Origin of the sequence: Anaerosacchariphilus hominis, from assembly GCF_014290175.1 — a bacterium.
In the GTDB taxonomy this organism is placed as follows: Bacteria; Bacillota; Clostridia; order Lachnospirales; family Lachnospiraceae; genus Laedolimicola; species Laedolimicola hominis.
Genome location: NZ_JACOOR010000001.1, coordinates 361,808 through 378,390, shown reverse-complemented (window position 1 = coordinate 378,390; position 16,583 = coordinate 361,808). Strand labels below are relative to the sequence as shown.

The following is a 16,583-nucleotide window of genomic DNA, read 5'->3' as shown; positions in this document are numbered from 1 at the left end:
CAGTATTATTATAGAAAAATACAAGAGAATTGTCAAACAAAACCAGGGGAAAGGCTTGACACATTATACCGCTCGGTATAGAATGAAAACAGGAACACATCAGACAGCGGAAGACAGAAACAGAGGGCAGAATATGGACAACAGGGAAGTGATTCTGGAGACTGCTCTGGAGCTTTTCTACACCAGAGGATACGACGCAGTGGGAGTACAGGAGATAGCCGAGCGCTCGGGCGTGACGAAGCCCACCCTGTACTATTATTTTAAAAGTAAATACGGTCTTCTGGAGCAGCTTCTGGACAGCAGAAGTAAGCCCTTTGCGGAAGAGATGCGGCAGGCCTGTCGGTATGAGGGAGACTTGAAGGGCACCCTGTGTCGGGCGGCCGGTACGGCAGCTGCCTTTGTGGAGCGGGAGCCTGCTTTCTCCGCACTTTTTGTGGCTTTGTACCATTCCGCAAAAGGAAATGAGGCATATCGGGCGGTACGGCCGCTGGTGATCCGTCTGCAGCGGCAGATCGAGCAGATCTTTGAAGCGGCTTCGGGCGATCTGGGGAATATGCACGGAAGACAGCGGCAGTTTTCCCTGGGGTTTATCGGACTGGTGTTGTATTACATTGTGATGAAGCAGGAGATCAGTTCAGACGCGGCAGTGAAGATTTCCCGGGAGGAAATTGAAGCGCTGGTTCATCAGTTTATGCACGGGATCTATTCCTAGGTATTCCCGGGTATAAGAAAAAAACGGATATGCAGGGAGGAAATCACATGGGAAAATGGTATGACGAAGCCATTTTTTATCATATTTACCCGCTGGGGCTTCTGGGAGCGCCGAAGACCCACACAGAGGAGGGGGTGACCCACCGCCTCCGGGAGTTGGACGGCTGGGTGGATCACATGAAGGAATGCGGGTTCACGGCAGTCTACATCGGGCCGCTGTTTGAATCCACCAGCCACGGCTACGATACGAAGGATTATAAGCAGATAGACAGCCGCCTGGGGGACAATGAAGACTTCCGGCATTTCGTAAAGCTCTGCCATGAGAACGGTATCCGGGTGGTGGTGGACGGCGTCTTTAACCACACCGGACGGGAGTTTTTCGCCTTTCAGGATATTCAGAAAAACCGGGAACAGTCCCCTTATCGTTACTGGTATCAGGATGTGAGCTTCGAAGGCAACACCCATTACAACGACGGCTTTTACTACAAAGCCTGGCACAACTGCTTTGAGCTGGCGAACCTGAACCTCTGGGATCGGGGTGTGAAGGATTATCTTCTGGACGTGGTGCGGTTCTGGATTGACGAGTTCGATATCGACGGCATCCGTCTGGACTGCGCAGACTGCCTGCAGTTTGATTTCATGAAGGAGCTGCGTTGGGTGACCGGTCAGAAAAAAGAGGATTTCTGGCTCATGGGCGAGGTGATTCACGGGGATTACGCCCGGTGGGTGAACGACGAGACCCTGCATTCGGTAACCAACTACGAGCTGTGGAAGGGGCTCTATTCTGGTCACAATGACCACAATTATTTCGAGATCGCCCACACCATAAGGCGGCAGTTTGACGCGAACGGCGGCATCTACAGGGGATGCAGGCTGTACACCTTTGTGGAGAATCATGACGTGGACCGTATCGTAAATAAATTAAATGAAAAGGGATTTTTACAGTCGGTATACACCTTGCTGTATACGCTGCCCGGGATTCCTTCCGTGTATTACGGCGGCGAGTGGGGCGTGGAGGGCCGGAAGGAAGGAGCCTGCGACGACGGCCTGCGGCCCAGACTGATTCTGGAGGAGCAGGAAGCGGAACCTCCGGTTCCTGAGCTTGAGGGACTGATTCGGAAACTGGGAGCGCTTCGGAGACAGGAACCGGCATTGACCGATGGAACCTACCGGGAGCTGCTGCTGACGAACCGGCAGTATGCCTTTGGAAGAATCCTGGATGGAACAGCCGTGGTCACGGCAGTGAACAACGACAGCTCTCCGGCGCATTTTGAGATTCAGTGCCCGGTGGGAGCTTCAGAGGCCGCCGAAGCGCTGACGGGAGAAAAGGCAGCGCTTCGGGACGGAAAGATTATGTGGGAAATGCCCGCGTACGGCAGCGCGGTATTTACAGTAAAACAGGGGTGAGAGTATGAAGGGAAAGAGAGCAAGATCAGCGGCTAAGAGAAAGGAAACAGAGCAGAAGCTGGAACGGCGGCAGAAGATACAGGAGACGGGGAATCAGCTTCCGGCCTGCTTCGTGACAGATTTTGATCAGTATCTGATTGGACAGGGAAATCACTATGATATCTTTCGGAAGCTGGGAGCCCATTCCACCGTATTCCGGGGAGAACAGGGTGTTTACTTCGCGGTATGGGCGCCCCATGCGCTTGCAGTCCATGTGATCGGAGAGTTTAACGGCTGGAATGAGACCAGCCACCCCATGAAGCGGCTGGAGCCTCTGGGAATCTGGGAACTGTTTGTGCCGGGCGTACAGCCGGGCTGTCTGTACAAGTACCTCATCGAGGCAAGGGATCACCGGTTTCTCTATAAGGCTGACCCTTACGCTTCCTCAGCGGAAATGCGGCCGGGAACGGCGTCCAAGGTGGCAGATATCACCGGTTTTGCCTGGTCTGACGAGAGCTGGATCGAGAAGCGGAAGCAGAAGAAGCCCGATGAGGAACCCATGGCCATCTACGAGGTGCATCCGGGATCCTGGAAGAAGCATCCACACGGTCCGGATGAGGACGGCTTTTATAACTATCGGGAGCTGGCCCACGCCCTGGCGGACTATGTCCATGAGATGGGTTACACCCATGTGGAGCTCATGGGCATCGCGGAGCATCCCTTTGACGGTTCCTGGGGTTATCAGGTGACAGGTTATTACGCGCCCACCTCCCGCTATGGAACACCCCAGGATTTCATGTATCTGGTGAATTATCTGCATAAGAAAAAGATCGGCGTTATTCTGGACTGGGTACCGGCTCATTTTCCAAAGGATGCCCACGGGCTGGCCGACTTTGACGGAGAACCCCTGTATGAGTACGCGGATCCGCGCAAGGGCGAGCATCCGGACTGGGGCACCAAGATCTTTAACTATGAGATGAATGAGGTGAAGAACTTCCTTATCGCCAACGCCCTCTACTGGGTGGAGGAGTTCCATGTGGACGGCCTTCGCGTGGACGCGGTGGCTTCCATGCTCTATCTGGACTACGGGAAAGAGTCCGGACAGTGGGTGCCGAACAAGTACGGCGGCAATAAGAACCTGGAGGCCATCGAGTTCTTCAAGCATTTGAACTCCGTGCTGCTGGGACGGAACCCGGGAGCGGTGACCATCGCCGAGGAGTCCACCGCATGGCCCATGGTGACCGGCAGGCCCGAGGATGACGGCCTGGGCTTTTCCTTCAAGTGGAATATGGGCTGGATGAACGACTTTCTGGAGTATATGAAGCAGGATCCCTATTTCCGGAAGGGAGCCCATAATCTCATGACCTTTGCCATGACCTACGCTTACAGCGAGAAGTATATTCTGGTGCTGTCCCACGACGAGGTGGTACATCTGAAGTGCTCCATGATCAATAAGATGCCCGGTCTCTACGACGACAAGTTCGCGAATCTGAAAGCGGCCTATGCCTTTATGCTGGGGCATCCGGGCAAGAAACTTCTGTTCATGGGACAGGATTTCGCCCAGCTTCAGGAGTGGAGCGAGGCCAGGGAACTGGACTGGTATCTGCTGGGAGAAGGAAAACACCTGCAAATGCAGAACTTCGTGAAGGCATTGCTGCACCTGTATCAGAAGATGCCGGCCCTGTATCAGCTGGACACGGATCCCGCAGGCTTCCGGTGGATCAATGCCAACGACGGCTACCGCAGTATCTTTTCCTTCATGCGCTTTGACCGGGAGAAAAAGAAGAATCTGCTCTTCGTATGCAGCTTTACGCCGGTGGAGCGGCCCGATTACCGGGTGGGCGTTCCGAAAAAGAAGCAGTATAAGCTGATTCTGGACAGTGACGAAGCCATCTACGGCGGCAGCGGAAAAGAAAAGCCGAAGACTTATAAAGCGGAAACAGGAGAGTGCGACGGACAGCCTTATTCTATCGCTTACCCGCTTCCGGCGTACGGCGTGGCTGTGTTTGAGTTTTAAATAAAAAACAGAAAAACAGAGGGAGGGATGCCTGTTCAGGGCATCTCTCCCTCGTTGCTTTCAGCGCTTTGATTTTTTGGATTACTTTGCGTACTCTGGGAGATCTGCGCTTTCTCCAATGCCTTGCTTACGGCGTCCAGAAGCACCTGGGAGGTGTAGCGGCTGTCGTCGGAGAAGGTCAGTCCCTCCAGGGACTGGGTTTCACAGATCTGCTCCGCCAGATGTTCCAGGGCGGGCTTCATCAGCGGATACATGGTTTCCACGGTCTCGCTGAGATTCTGAAGGGCGATGGATTCGATACGGTCGGCGCTGACGGTCACGGATATGTCCACAGCGTCGCCGCCCAGGGTGATGGACGAGGTGTAAACGCCGGGCGTATAGACAGCGTCGGCAGAACCGGAGGCTCCGTTCCCCTTCGGCGCGAACATGTAGACCAGCAGCAGAATCAGAAGGATGCCCAGAGCCACAAAGATTCCCGTGTATACCAGTTCCTTCATGCGGAGCACCACAATTTTTGTTTTGGAACTCAAGGAAAGACCTCCTGCAGGTTTCGATTGCTACAGAATATGAGGGGGCAGAGAAAAATATACCAGGTTATCGCTCGATAAAGCCTTCCCCCAGCACCTCGCGCACATCGGTTACGATGACGAAGGCGCCCGGATCACACTCTTTGGCCAGCTCTTTTAACTGGACGATCTGCTTGCGGGCCACCACGCAGAGCAGCATGTTTTTAGCCTCCCGGGAATACATACCCATGGCGGAGATCCCGGTGACGCCCCGGTCCAGCTCCTGCATCAGGGTGGCCGAGAGCTCGTCGGGCTTCCCGGTGATGATGAAGGCCGCCTTGGAGAACTTCAGGCCCTCGATGAGGCCGTCCGCCACATGGGAAGTCAGATAGATGGCAATAATAGCATAGAGGGTCATCTGGATACCGAAGAGGTAAGCGCCCAGCAGCACGATCAGCGTATCCAGAATCCACATGAGAGTGGAGATGCTGTAGCTGGGGAGAAAATGCTGAATCAGGGCCGCGATTAAGTCTGTGCCGCCGGTGGTGGACTGGGCCACAAAGACCAGACCGATGCCTGCGCCCATGAAGAGACCGCCATAGAGGGCGGACAGAAGAAGGTCTCCTTCCGCAATGGGGATCACGGGAAGCACCGACAGCCAGAAGGACAGGGCTACAGTGGCGAAGCCTGTCCGCAGCAGATAGCGGAAGCCCTTCAGCTTCACAGTCAGCAGCAGAAAGGGAATATTCAGGGCCAGGTTCGTCACGGACAGGGGGATACCGCCGGGCACAAGAGGCTCCGTCAGCTGGCGGACGATGATGGACAGACCGGAAAAACCGCCGGTGATCAGGCTGACAGGGTCAAAAACAGAGGCAATGGAGAAGGCCATCAGGGCCGTACCCACCACCATAAACAGATAATTTTTCAGGGTATTCCGGGTGATGTGTATTTTAAAACGGGACATAAAAGCTCCTTTCCGTATGAGTGTTTCATTTGAGATTAGCATAAGTCCGGGGAGAAAGCAAGGAGGTGCGGGAAATCCATTTTTTGCCGAGTGAAGTTGGAAAAATTGGTTTTGTGAAGAATGTATAGGGAAAATCTGGATAAAAAATCAAATAATATTGAGGAAGTGCATAAAAAATATCGGATTTCCTCTTTCCTTTTCTGTAGTTTTGCATTAATATATAGATTAGGTATTTAACGGATACTTGAAGATTGGGGTAGAACTATTGTCAATATTGCCAGAGGAGAGCCCTGGGGAGGGTCTGGCGATATGCACAAAACTATATGATTAAAGGAGTGTAGAGGTTATGATTTCAAATCAGATTTTACAGAATACCATCGACGGACTGAAGGGCATTACCCGCATCGATCTGTGCATCATTGATACCGAGGGAAAGGTGCTTGCATCCACTTTCCCGGAGGCAGATGCCTATACGGGCTCTGTGCTGGCCTTTATCGATTCTCCGGCGGACAGCCAGGTGATCCAGGGCTTCCAGTTTTTCAAAATTTTCGATGAAAATCAGCTGGAGTATATTCTGCTGATCAACGGCGGCAGCGAGGACGCTTACATGGTCGGTAAGCTGGTGGTATTCCAGATCCAGAATTTACTGGTTGCATATAAGGAGCGTTTCGATAAAGATAATTTTATCAAGAATCTGCTTCTGGACAATCTTCTTTTGGTGGACATTTATAACCGGGCCAAGAAGCTGCACATCCAGACGGAGGTGCGCCGGGCGGTATTTGTCATCGAGACCGGACGTGAAAAAGACACGGCCTCTCTGGAAAATGTGCGGACTCTCTTCGGAGCCAAATCCCACGACTTCATTACGGCGGTGGACGAGAAGAATATTATCGTGGTGAAAGAGCTGGGCGAGAACGAAGGCTATGCGGAGCTGGAGAAGACAGCGAAGGTCATCCGGGATCTGTTGAACGGCGAGGGCGAAGAAAAGGTCCATATTGCCTACGGCACCATCGTGGGCGAGCTGAAGGAGGTATCCCGTTCCTACAAAGAGGCGCGGATGGCTCTGGATGTGGGAAAGATTTTCTTCGACGAGAAGGATATTGTGGCCTACAGCACCTTAGGTATCGGCCGTCTGATTTACCAGCTGCCGATTCCCCTGTGCAAGATGTTTATCCGGGAGATTTTCGACGGTAAATCGCCGGATGATTTCGACGAGGAGACCCTGACCACCATCAATAAGTTCTTCGAGAACAGCCTGAATGTATCAGAGACCTCCAGACAGCTGTATATCCACAGAAATACGCTGGTTTACCGTCTGGATAAGCTTCAGAAGAGCACAGGTCTCGACCTGCGGGTTTTTGAGGACGCCATCACCTTCAAGATTGCGCTGATGGTTGTAAAATATATGAAATATATGGAATCCATGGAGTACTAAACACGGGATTTGAGGAGAGAAAAATGATCGATTTGCAGAATGTGACAAAGTCCTACGCCACGGGCGTACAGGCATTGAACGGCATTACCCTGCATGTGGATAAGGGCGAGTTCGTCTTTATCGTGGGGGACAGCGGTTCCGGAAAGTCTACGCTGATCAAGCTCCTATTAAAGGAACTGGAGCCGACCTCCGGAAGCATCAAGGTAAACGGAATCAATCTGAATAAAATGAAGTCGAAGGCGATCCCCAAGTATCGTCGGAAGCTGGGGGTGGTGTTTCAGGATTTCCGCCTGTTAAAGGATCGGAACGTCTATGAGAATATCGCCTTTGCCCAGAGAGTTATCGCGACTCCCAGCAAGGACATCCGGAAGAATGTGCCGAAGATGCTGTCTCTGGTGGGGCTGGCGGAGAAATATAAGTCCTTCCCCAAGCAGCTGTCCGGAGGAGAGCAGCAGCGTGTGGCCCTGGCCCGCGCCCTGGTGAACCGGCCGAATATTCTGCTGGCCGACGAGCCCACCGGCAATCTGGACCCGAAGAACTCCAGAGAAATCATGAAGCTTTTAGAGACCATCAACGAGCGGGGAACCACCGTACTGGTGGTAACCCACAATCAGGAGATCGTAGATCAGATGAAAAAGCGTGTGGTTGTCATGCACAAAGGCGTCATCGTAAGTGACGAGCGTAAGGCTGGGTACAAACAGAATGCGGATTAGTTCTATCGGCTACTGCATTAAGCAGGGCCTGAAAAATATCTGGAGAAATAAAATGTTCTCTCTGGCCTCCGTGGCTACCATGTCGGCCTGTATTTTCCTCTTTGGAATCTTCTTCTGCGTGGTGGAGAATTTCCAGTATATGGTAAAAGAGGCGGAGAAGTCCGTGGCAGTTACCGTATTCTTTGATGAAGGAATTTCCCAGGAGGATATGGACGCCATCGGCGAGAAGATCCGGGGCCGGGACGAGGTATCCGATGTGGTATTCGTCTCCGCGGAGGAGTCCTGGGAGCAGTACAAGGAGATCTACTTCAAGGACAATCCCCAGCTGGCGGAGGGCTTCGCGGACGATAATCCTCTGGCCAATCAGGCCCACTATGAGATTTATCTGAAGGATGTGGCGGAGCAGGAGAATCTGGTGGACTGGCTGGGCTCTGTAAGCGGTATCCGGAAGATCAACCAGTCGGCCCAGGTGGCGGATATTCTGACGAACTTTAATATGCTGATTGGCTATATTTCCATCGCGGTCATCATTCTGTTGCTGTGCGTATCCGTATTCCTGATCAGTAATACGGTCACCATCGGTATCGCAGTCCGCAGGGAAGAGATCGGTATCATGAAGCTTATCGGAGCCACCAATGGCTTTGTGAAGGCGCCCTTTGTGGTGGAGGGTATTCTCATCGGTCTGGTGGGCGCTTCCGTTCCGCTGGCACTGCTGTATTATCTGTACACCAGACTCATTGGTTTTGTGGGAGACAAGTTTAACGCGCTGACCGGATTACTGCATTTCCTTCCGGTGGGGCAGATGTTCCGGATTCTGCTTCCGGTGGGTATGGCTCTGGGTGTGGGAATCGGTTTCTTCGGAAGCTTCTTCACCATCCGGAAGCATCTGAAGGTATAAATCGGACGGCTGTTGACAGGTTTCAGGATTTTGAAAAGGAAAAGAAGATGAAAAACAGGATGAAAACAAGGAGAGTGCTGTGCGCGTTTCTGATTCTGGCGCTTACGGCGACCTGTATTTTCACAAAGGATATACTGCGGGCAGAGGCTTCCCAGGTGGATACCAGCGATCTGGAGGATAAGCGTCAGGATACCCTGGACAAGATCAAAGATATCAAGGCGGATCTGAACGACGCGAAAAAGAAGATCTCAGAGCTGGAAAACAGTAAGAGCAGCCTGAAAAGCTATATCGGCAAGCTGGATAAGGAGGCCAATGAGCTGGCAGCCCAGATTCAGAAGCTGAATGAGGATATCGAGGCCAAGAAGGAAGAAATCAGTCAGGCTGAGGACGACCTGGCCCAGGCGGAAGCCACAGCGGAAAAGCAGTACGCGGATATGAAGAAGCGGATTCAGTACCTGTATGAAAATGGGAATCCTTCGTATCTGGAGCTGTTTCTCACCTCTGACAGCATGGCGGACTTTCTGAACAAGTCCAGCTATGCGGCCCAGATGACCAGGTATGATCGGAATATGCTGGAGGAGTATGTGGCTCAGAAGGAAGCGGTAGCTGAGAAAAAGGCGGAATTGGAGCAGGAGAAAGAGGATCTGGATCTGATGGCGGAGACGGCGGCGGAACAGAAGAAGACGGTGGACGCGCTGATTCAGTCCAAGACGGCCCAGATTCAGACCTATCAGAGCCAGATCGACAGCGAGAACAGCAATGCGGCAGGCTACAGGGACGACCTGACGGAGCAGGAAAAGCTTTTGGAACAGATCGAGCAGCAGATCGCGGCGGCCGCAGCGGCCAACGGCCAGGACAGCGACGGAGACGGCGGCGCTTCCGGATTTATCTGGCCCTGTCCCAGCAGCAGGAGAATCACCAGCGGATTCGGACCGAGAAAGCAGCCCACGCCGGGAGCATCTACTTATCATAAGGGCATCGATATTGGCGCTTCCTACGGCGCAGCCATTCTGGCGGCGGCAGGCGGCCGTGTGACTACGGCGGCATACAGCAGCTCGGCGGGCAACTATATCGTTATTTCCCATGGAAACGGTTTGTCCACCGTGTATATGCACTGCTCGGCCCTCTATGTGTCCGCAGGCCAGACCGTGAGTCAGGGACAGACCATCGCCGCAGTGGGCTCCACAGGATATTCCACGGGAAATCATCTGCACTTTGGCGTGATTAAGAATGGAAGTTATGTAAATCCGACGGGTTATGTGGGATAGTTCCGGAAATACCGGAATGGGACAAAAGAAAAGGACGTATATTTATCGTATGGAGAATAAGAAACAGTTTATCAAAGGCATTCTGGCAGGCTTCCTGCTGACTGTGCTCCTGGGGGGCGTGGCCTTCGGCGGCTATCGGATGCTGACACAGGCTTCAGATGAGAAAAAGGCAGAGAGCGGGGAGCTGAATCTGACCGGAACAGAGGTACAGGGAAAACTGGCGGAGATCCAGAATCTCATAGAGCAGTATTATCTGGACGAGGTGGATGCGGAGCAGGTGGAGAACTATCTGTATAAGGGCGCGGTCGTGGGACTGGGAGACGCCTACGCGGCTTACTATACCAGGGACGAATATCAGAGTCTGCAGGATTCCACCAATGGAAGCTACTGCGGAATCGGCGTACAGGTGACCCAGAATATGAGTACCGGTATCATTACTGCCACAAAGATCTTTGAGGGATCTCCGGCCGAGGAAGCGGGGATGCTTCCCGGCGATGTGCTGTATCAGGTGGACAGCCAGGAAGTGACCGGTGAGGATTTGACCCAGGTGGTATCACGAATCAAGGGAGAAGAGCATACCACGGTGATGATTTCTATTGTCCGTGAGGGCCAGTCAGATCCCATGGATCTGGAGGTGGAGCGCAGAACCATAGAGGTCTCCACGGTGGAGCACCGGATGCTGGACGGCAGCATCGGTTATATCGCAGTATCCAGCTTTGATGACGTGACCGTGAACCAGTTCCTGGACGCATTGAACGATCTGGAAGCCCAGGGCGAGGAAAGCCTGATCATCGATCTGCGGAACAATGGAGGCGGATTGGTGTCCAGCGTGTGCCAGATGCTGGATCGGTTGCTTCCGGAAGGACTGATTGTATACACAGAAGATAAATACGGTCACCGGGAAGAGGAATATTCCGACGCCGAGAATCATTTTGATAAGCCGCTGGCCGTGCTGGTAAATGGAAACAGCGCCAGCGCTTCGGAGATCTTTGCGGGAGCCATCAAGGACTACGGCATCGGAACCCTGGTGGGCACCCAGACCTTCGGGAAGGGTATCGTACAGAAGGTCTATCCCTTAAGCGACGGAACAGCGGTGAAGCTGACCGTATCCAAGTATTACACGCCCAAGGGCAACAATATCCACGGCATCGGAATCGCGCCGGACGTGGAGGTGGAGCTTGACACGGATGTGGCCAATGAGGTGACCATACCGGAGGAAAAAGATAATCAGCTGCAGAAGGCCATAGAAGTTCTGACAGAATAGGATTGCAGCGCAGGCTGAGAGGAATACCGATATGTTAAGAGAATTCGTGGAGAAAAAGCACTATTTATTCGCGGAAGAAGCTGCAGACTGGGAGGAAGCGGTGGCCATGAGCTGCCGCTCCCTGGAGGCGGACGGAACCGTGGACGCCGGATACGCCGGGGAAATCATTGCCTGTGTCCGGAAGTACGGCCCCTATATCGTCATCATGCCAAATATCGCCATGCCCCATTCCCAGGAGGGAGCGGCCGGTGTGCGGAAGACGGCGGTGGCTTTTATGAAGTTGGAAAAACCGGTGAGCTTCGACCCGGCGGATCCGGAAAAGGACGCCCGACTGTTCTTTACCCTGGCCTCCTGCGATCCGGAACAGCACCTGAATAATATGAAGCGCCTTTCGGAAATACTGATGAATGAGGAACTGGTGGCAGAGCTGGATCAGGCAGTCTGTCCGGAGGATTTGCTGAGACTTCAGGAAAAATATCTGGACTAGAGAAACCGGGATTCCCGGAAAAGCCCGGAACCCTTTGACAACTGGGCGGCTGCGGTGTATCCTAAAGAAAAAGAACCAAATTGCAGGAGGAATGAAAAAATGCTGAATATTTTAGTTTGCTGCGCCAACGGCGCCGGAACAAGCCTTATGATGAAAATGACTACCGAAAAGGCTACCAAGGCTCTGGGAATCGAGGTAGGAAGACTGCATCACAGCTCCCTGTCCGAGGGAAAGAATACAGCCACCGAGTATGATGTGGTATTCTGCCCGCTGAACTTCATTTCCATGTTCAAGGACGCAGAAGCCAAGGGTGTGCGCGTTATCGGACTGAAGAATGTCATGTCCCAGACAGAGATCGAGGAGAAGCTCAAAGCAGCCGGACTTGCTGAATAATCCGGACGGACAGGTCCTGAAGCCGGACTGCGTCCAAAGCAGAGCGACATAGATGTAAAGAACAGAGAACAGACAGATAAAGAGGGGCAGAAGATGAAAGCAAATAAGATCAAGACCCACGAACTGGAAAAATGCTATTCCATCTGCCCGCTGACCTACAAGGGGGCGGAGCATATTCTGGTAGCGGCCGAGAAGGTAAACAAGTGCCTGATGTTTGACCTGGACGGAAATCTGGAGGATACCATCTGGGACGAGCCGGGCGGAACCATGAGCATGGTACAGATCCCGGGAACTGACGGAGAGTTTCTGGCTACACACAAGTTTTATTCCCCGAATGATTCCAAGGAAGCAAAGATCGTACATGTATCCCCAAAGGGAGACCATGAGTGGGAGATCAAGACAGCTGTAGAGCTGCCCTTCGTACATCGTTTCGATATCCTGAGCAGCAACGGCGTAAACTATCTGGTAGGCTGCACCATCAAGTCCGCCCATGAGTACAAAGAGGACTGGAGAACCCCGGGCAAGATCTGGGTCGGCGTCCTGCCGGAGGATATGAGCGGCGTGGATAAGGAGCATCCCATCGAAATGACCGTACTGAAGGACGGCCTCATGCGGAATCACGGATACTGCCGCGTGGAGAAAGACGGTAGAATGTGGGCCGCAGTGGGAACTGATAATGGCATCTTCAAGATCGTACCGCCGGAAGAGAAGGGCGGAGAGTGGACCATCGAGACCCTCACCGAGGACGCGGCCAGCGACATGACCTTCGCAGACTTCGACGGAGACGGCGAGGACGAGATGCTGGTCATGACTCCCTTCCACGGCGAGATTATCAAGATCTACAAGAAAGCAGACGGAAAGTATACCTGCGTCAAGACCTTTGACAAGCCCTACGAGTTCGCCCACGGGATCTGGGCAGCCGACATCTTCGGCAAAGGCACAGCCATCGTAGGCCACCGCAAAGGCGAGCGCGACCTGATGGCTTGCACCTGGAACGGCACCGACTACGTCATGGAGCTTCTGGATCACAACGTGGGCCCCGCCAACGTCCGCATCTACGACAAACCCGGCAACAAAGTAGGTCTTATCTCCACCAACCGCGAGATCAACGAGATCGCTTTCTACGAATTGGAGAACGAGTAAGCCACTACACATAGAAAAACCTCCGGAATTTAAAATTCCGGAGGTTTTTCGTCCGTATGAATACTCCTCCCCGTATACTTTGATAAACTTTGTCAATACTACCCGTAAAAGCCACTTTCTAATTGACAACCAACCTCTCAGTTTGCTATGCTACATGCAGTTAGGCTTATCTAACTATATGTGAATAAATCAGGCAGACTCCAAAAAGAATGGGAAAGATCGGCTTATCTTTCCCGGATCTGCCCGAAAAATGGAAGGAGATAATCAAGATGGACTATTTACAGATTGAAAAAGTAATCGGCCGTGAGATCCTTGATTCCAGAGGAAATCCCACCGTAGAAGCAGAAGTAACTCTGGCAGACGGCACGGTAGGCCGTGGAACTGCTCCCAGCGGTGCTTCCACAGGGGAGTTTGAAGCCCTGGAGCTTCGCGACGGCGACAAGAGCAGATACCTGGGAAAAGGCGTAACCAAAGCCGTAGAGAATATTAACACTATCATCAACGGCGCAGTCACCGGCCTGGACGCCTCCGATATCTACGCCGTAGATAAGGCCATGATCGAAGCAGACGGCACCAGGGACAAGTCCAGGCTGGGCGCTAACGCCATCCTGGCCGTATCCATCGCCGCAGCCCGCGCCGCATCCAACGCGTTGGACATCCCCCTGTACCGTTTTCTGGGCGGTATCTCCGGCAACCGTCTCCCGGTTCCCATGATGAACATTGTAAACGGTGGCTGTCATGCCCTGTCATCCGGACTGGATGTACAGGAGTTTATGATCATGCCCGTGGGCGCGCCGTCCTTTAAGGAATGCCTCAGATGGTGCGCGGAAGTATTCCATGCACTGGCGGCGATTCTGAAGGAACGGGGACTGGCTACCTCTGTAGGAGACGAGGGAGGATTCGCTCCGGCTCTGAAGTCTGATGTGGAGGCCATTGAAACGATTCTGGAAGCAGTAAAGAAAGCCGGATACGAGCCGGGCAGAGACTTTCAGATCGCCATGGACGCGGCGTCCTCCGAGTGGAAGAGCGAAAAGGGAAAGGGCTATTACAAGCTGCCCAAGGCCGGAACCGAGTATACGGCAGAAGAGCTCATCGAGCACTGGGCAGGTCTCTGCGAGAAGTACCCGATTATCTCTATCGAAGACGGTCTGGACGAAGAGGACTGGGAAGGATGGAAGAAGCTGACCGAGCGCCTGGGCGACAGGGTACAGCTGGTAGGCGACGACCTGTTTGTAACAAACACCGAGCGTCTCTCCAAGGGTATCGAACAGGGCTGCGGAAACTCCATCCTGATCAAGTTGAATCAGATTGGTTCTGTATCCGAGACCCTGGAAGCCATCAAAATGGCACATGAAGCCGGCTACACCGCTATCGCTTCCCACAGATCCGGCGAAACTGCAGACACCACTATCGCAGATCTGGCCGTAGCACTGAATACCTGCCAGATCAAAACGGGAGCCCCCAGCCGAAGCGAGAGAGTGGCAAAATATAACCAGCTTCTGCGCATCGAGGAAGAACTGGGAGCTGCAGCCGTATATCCGGGTATGAAAGCATTCCATGTAAAATAATTCTTGAATCAATCGTTGTTTTCTTCAAAAACAGCGCGAATCTCTGTATCTGTCTCCAGACGCACCTGAATCTGTGCGTCGGAGGCGGAACCGGAGACGGTTTCTCCGCCTTCGATTTCCCAACCCACAAACGAATATCCCTCCGGAGCTTCCGCGGTCAGAGTCACCGGGTAGTCGGTATAGTACCGCCCGGACCAGTTCTGTCCGGAGAGATTCGGCGAAATGGAATTCAGGGTTACCGTACCTTCCCCTTCCTGGTTGGAGCTGCCGGGGGAAGGGCGCATTTCAGAAAAGGTATCTGCGCCGTCCTCCATGCGGGCATAGACTGTATCAGCGGTCTGCTGGGAGGGCAGGGTAACCGTGTCCACTGTGACCGGGCGGGTGACGCCGCTTTCGGACATGGCCAGAGTGGTCAAGGTCACCGTCTCGCCGGAAGTCAGCGCAAAGGGGACAGAAGGAACGCCCTCGGGCATGGAGCCGTCCTTTCCCACCGCGTAGACGCAGTAATAGCCTCCGGCGGTGATCTCCACATCCGGGAGCGGGCCGGCCAGAGGCTTTTTCGTATCGTCGGAGAGATAAAAATCCTTCAGGGAAACGGCAGAATCCGTAGGATTATAAAGCTCGATGTAGTCCTCGTAGGTGGTGGTCTTCTCATCCAGGGCCGTGCCGGGGTTCACCGGGCAGACCTCATTGATGACGAGAGCCGGAATCTCCCGGGGATGAATCTCCTGCCGGTGCTTCCAGAAGAAGAACCTGTCCATCCAGAAGGGCATAGGGGCAGACATCGCCCCGGATGAGTTCCGTCTTTCCGGCGGTGGCTTCCGTTACAGCGTCACAGAAGGCGGCAACATCCTCCGTAGGAACCAAAGCCTCCAGCGTCACAGAATCTGTATAGGAAGAAGACAGAGTCGGGATCTGCCGTTGGCCCATCAGATACTGAATCTTTCCGATATCCGTGTAATCGGAGTGAAGCTCCAGCTTCAGGCCGTCTTTCCGTTCCAGAATGGTACACTGGCGGAGTCCCTCCTGGACAGCACCGGAATAGGCCCGGACCAGGCCGCCGGTTCCCAGCAGGGTTCCGCCGAAATAGCGGGTCACCACGATAGCTGCATTGTGAATATCTTCTTTTAACAGAACATCCAGCATGGGACGGCCCGCGGTTCCGGCCGGTTCCCCGTCATCGCTGCAGCGGGTGAGCTGATGGCGGCTGCCGATGGTGAATGCAGTACAGTTATGTCTGGCATCCCAGTATTTTTTCTTGGTCTGTTCGATAAAGGCCAGAGCCTCATCCTCGGTAGAGACCGGAACCACCGTGGCGATAAAGCGGGACTTCTTTTCGACGATCTCTCCGGAACCGCCACGGTAAACAAAACGATATGCTTCGGACATGGATTTCCCTTTCTGTTCAGGAAATCTGCCCCTCCGCACAAGTCAGCATATCGTCCACGATCTCCAGAAGGCAGACAGGTGTTACCGCATTGCGGATCAGTCTGCAGAGCATCCGGCGGGCACAGCTCTCCGAAGAAGAAACCGGAGGCGTACTTTCGCTTTCCTGGATATCCGGGTTCCCGGCCGGGGACTTCCGGATACAGAGCCGATACAGGGGAGCGCCGGACTGGGGCGGTTCCTCCTCGATCAGATAATATCTGAGATTCAGCAGATTTCCCTTTTCATCTGCGACAGAACGCGTTTCAATTAAATATTCCCTTTGCATCATACTCTCCCTTTCTCTGTTGATTTGATGGTATTATACCGGGAAATGGGTGCAAAGACTGTCGAAAGCTGTCGCAGAATTAAAAAAATGTAAGTGATATCTGACGATATTATACT

Annotated in this window: 17 protein-coding genes; 12 read left to right on the top strand and 5 right to left on the bottom strand. The window is 53.3% G+C overall.

Annotation, left to right across the window (positions count from 1 at the left end; all coding sequences use genetic code 11):
• Nucleotides 1–133: 133 nt before the first annotated feature.
• Genes H8S44_RS01785 through glgB form a run of 3 tightly spaced genes read left to right on the top strand, consistent with a single transcriptional unit; the run spans nt 134 to nt 4,114 of the window.
• On the top strand, nt 134–712 hold the full coding sequence (locus tag H8S44_RS01785; protein WP_186872773.1) for a TetR/AcrR family transcriptional regulator: 579 nt from the start codon (nt 134–136) through the stop codon (nt 710–712).
• A 47-nt stretch (nt 713–759) separates the two neighbouring features.
• Nucleotides 760–2,118 (top strand): alpha-amylase family glycosyl hydrolase, encoded by a 1,359-nt coding sequence (locus H8S44_RS01780; RefSeq protein WP_186872774.1) that lies wholly within the window; start codon nt 760–762, stop codon nt 2,116–2,118.
• 4 nt (nt 2,119–2,122) lie between these two features.
• The gene (glgB, locus tag H8S44_RS01775; protein WP_186872775.1) at nt 2,123–4,114 is read left to right on the top strand and encodes a 1,4-alpha-glucan branching protein GlgB; all 1,992 of its coding nucleotides are present in this window, start codon (nt 2,123–2,125) and stop codon (nt 4,112–4,114) included.
• Between the two features lie 35 nt (nt 4,115–4,149).
• Here the strand turns inward: glgB and H8S44_RS01770 are convergent, their stop codons facing one another.
• Nucleotides 4,150–4,644, bottom strand: coding sequence for an FMN-binding protein (locus H8S44_RS01770; RefSeq protein ID WP_186872776.1), 495 nt, complete (start codon nt 4,642–4,644; stop codon nt 4,150–4,152).
• 64 nt (nt 4,645–4,708) lie between these two features.
• Nucleotides 4,709–5,584: a YitT family protein gene (locus tag H8S44_RS01765; RefSeq protein ID WP_186872777.1), complete on the bottom strand. Its 876-nt coding sequence runs from the start codon at nt 5,582–5,584 to the stop codon at nt 4,709–4,711.
• Between the two features lie 346 nt (nt 5,585–5,930).
• On the opposite strand from H8S44_RS01765, the gene H8S44_RS01760 reads away from it, so the two are divergent.
• The 9 genes from H8S44_RS01760 to eno all read left to right on the top strand — a co-directional run bounded on the left by H8S44_RS01760 (nt 5,931) and on the right by eno (nt 14,753).
• Complete coding sequence (locus H8S44_RS01760; protein ID WP_186872778.1) at nt 5,931–7,019, top strand: PucR family transcriptional regulator; 1,089 nt, start codon at nt 5,931–5,933, stop codon at nt 7,017–7,019.
• A gap of 23 nt (nt 7,020–7,042) precedes the next feature.
• Nucleotides 7,043–7,732 (top strand): cell division ATP-binding protein FtsE, encoded by a 690-nt coding sequence (gene ftsE, locus H8S44_RS01755; protein ID WP_186872779.1) that lies wholly within the window; start codon nt 7,043–7,045, stop codon nt 7,730–7,732.
• Nucleotides 7,722–8,630, top strand: coding sequence for a permease-like cell division protein FtsX (gene ftsX, locus H8S44_RS01750; protein ID WP_186873011.1), 909 nt, complete (start codon nt 7,722–7,724; stop codon nt 8,628–8,630). The genes ftsE and ftsX overlap by 11 nt, the downstream gene beginning before the upstream one ends.
• Before the next feature lie 59 nt (nt 8,631–8,689).
• Nucleotides 8,690–9,898: a murein hydrolase activator EnvC family protein gene (locus tag H8S44_RS01745; protein ID WP_186872780.1), complete on the top strand. Its 1,209-nt coding sequence runs from the start codon at nt 8,690–8,692 to the stop codon at nt 9,896–9,898.
• 49 nt (nt 9,899–9,947) lie between these two features.
• Nucleotides 9,948–11,162 carry a S41 family peptidase gene (locus tag H8S44_RS01740; protein ID WP_186872781.1) on the top strand — a complete coding sequence of 405 codons (1,215 nt, stop codon included), beginning with the start codon at nt 9,948–9,950 and terminating at the stop codon, nt 11,160–11,162.
• Nucleotides 11,163–11,193: 31 nt separating this feature from the next.
• Nucleotides 11,194–11,649, top strand: a complete 456-nt coding sequence (locus H8S44_RS01735) for a PTS sugar transporter subunit IIA (RefSeq protein WP_186872782.1) — start codon at nt 11,194–11,196, stop codon at nt 11,647–11,649.
• A 99-nt stretch (nt 11,650–11,748) separates the two neighbouring features.
• Complete coding sequence (locus tag H8S44_RS01730) at nt 11,749–12,042, top strand: PTS sugar transporter subunit IIB (RefSeq protein WP_279288104.1); 294 nt, start codon at nt 11,749–11,751, stop codon at nt 12,040–12,042.
• Nucleotides 12,043–12,135: 93 nt separating this feature from the next.
• The gene (locus H8S44_RS01725; RefSeq protein WP_186872783.1) at nt 12,136–13,185 is read left to right on the top strand and encodes a hypothetical protein; all 1,050 of its coding nucleotides are present in this window, start codon (nt 12,136–12,138) and stop codon (nt 13,183–13,185) included.
• Between the two features lie 269 nt (nt 13,186–13,454).
• Nucleotides 13,455–14,753: a phosphopyruvate hydratase gene (eno, locus tag H8S44_RS01720; protein WP_186872784.1), complete on the top strand. Its 1,299-nt coding sequence runs from the start codon at nt 13,455–13,457 to the stop codon at nt 14,751–14,753.
• A gap of 8 nt (nt 14,754–14,761) precedes the next feature.
• On the opposite strand, the gene H8S44_RS01715 is transcribed toward eno, so the two are convergent.
• Genes H8S44_RS01715 through H8S44_RS01705 form a run of 3 tightly spaced genes read right to left on the bottom strand, consistent with a single transcriptional unit; the run spans nt 14,762 to nt 16,470 of the window.
• A complete protein-coding gene (locus H8S44_RS01715; RefSeq protein ID WP_186872785.1) occupies nt 14,762–15,526 on the bottom strand; it encodes a lamin tail domain-containing protein in 765 nt (254 codons plus the stop codon).
• A complete protein-coding gene (locus H8S44_RS01710; protein ID WP_186872786.1) occupies nt 15,441–16,142 on the bottom strand; it encodes a YigZ family protein in 702 nt (233 codons plus the stop codon). Before H8S44_RS01710 ends, H8S44_RS01715 begins: the two co-directional genes overlap by 86 nt.
• A 16-nt stretch (nt 16,143–16,158) precedes the next feature.
• On the bottom strand, nt 16,159–16,470 hold the full coding sequence (locus H8S44_RS01705; RefSeq protein WP_186872787.1) for a DUF6514 family protein: 312 nt from the start codon (nt 16,468–16,470) through the stop codon (nt 16,159–16,161).
• Between the last annotated feature and the right edge of the window lie 113 nt (nt 16,471–16,583).

Excerpts from the sequence above, each read along its gene's own strand:
- glgB (WP_186872775.1), top strand. The coding sequence starts at position 2,123 with ATGAAGGGAAAGAGAGCAAGATCAGCGGCTAAGAGAAAGGAAACAGAG.
- H8S44_RS01715 (WP_186872785.1), bottom strand. The coding sequence starts at position 15,526 with ATGCCCTTCTGGATGGACAGGTTCTTCTTCTGGAAGCACCGGCAGGAG.
- H8S44_RS01760 (WP_186872778.1), top strand. The coding sequence starts at position 5,931 with ATGATTTCAAATCAGATTTTACAGAATACCATCGACGGACTGAAGGGC.
- H8S44_RS01785 (WP_186872773.1), top strand. The coding sequence starts at position 134 with ATGGACAACAGGGAAGTGATTCTGGAGACTGCTCTGGAGCTTTTCTAC.
- H8S44_RS01710 (WP_186872786.1), bottom strand. The coding sequence starts at position 16,142 with ATGTCCGAAGCATATCGTTTTGTTTACCGTGGCGGTTCCGGAGAGATC.
- H8S44_RS01765 (WP_186872777.1), bottom strand. The coding sequence starts at position 5,584 with ATGTCCCGTTTTAAAATACACATCACCCGGAATACCCTGAAAAATTAT.
- ftsE (WP_186872779.1), top strand. The coding sequence starts at position 7,043 with ATGATCGATTTGCAGAATGTGACAAAGTCCTACGCCACGGGCGTACAG.
- ftsX (WP_186873011.1), top strand. The coding sequence starts at position 7,722 with ATGCGGATTAGTTCTATCGGCTACTGCATTAAGCAGGGCCTGAAAAAT.
- eno (WP_186872784.1), top strand. The coding sequence starts at position 13,455 with ATGGACTATTTACAGATTGAAAAAGTAATCGGCCGTGAGATCCTTGAT.
- H8S44_RS01725 (WP_186872783.1), top strand. The coding sequence starts at position 12,136 with ATGAAAGCAAATAAGATCAAGACCCACGAACTGGAAAAATGCTATTCC.
- H8S44_RS01780 (WP_186872774.1), top strand. The coding sequence starts at position 760 with ATGGGAAAATGGTATGACGAAGCCATTTTTTATCATATTTACCCGCTG.
- H8S44_RS01730 (WP_279288104.1), top strand. The coding sequence starts at position 11,749 with ATGCTGAATATTTTAGTTTGCTGCGCCAACGGCGCCGGAACAAGCCTT.
- H8S44_RS01740 (WP_186872781.1), top strand. The coding sequence starts at position 9,948 with ATGGAGAATAAGAAACAGTTTATCAAAGGCATTCTGGCAGGCTTCCTG.
- H8S44_RS01745 (WP_186872780.1), top strand. The coding sequence starts at position 8,690 with ATGAAAACAAGGAGAGTGCTGTGCGCGTTTCTGATTCTGGCGCTTACG.
- H8S44_RS01735 (WP_186872782.1), top strand. The coding sequence starts at position 11,194 with ATGTTAAGAGAATTCGTGGAGAAAAAGCACTATTTATTCGCGGAAGAA.
- H8S44_RS01705 (WP_186872787.1), bottom strand. The coding sequence starts at position 16,470 with ATGATGCAAAGGGAATATTTAATTGAAACGCGTTCTGTCGCAGATGAA.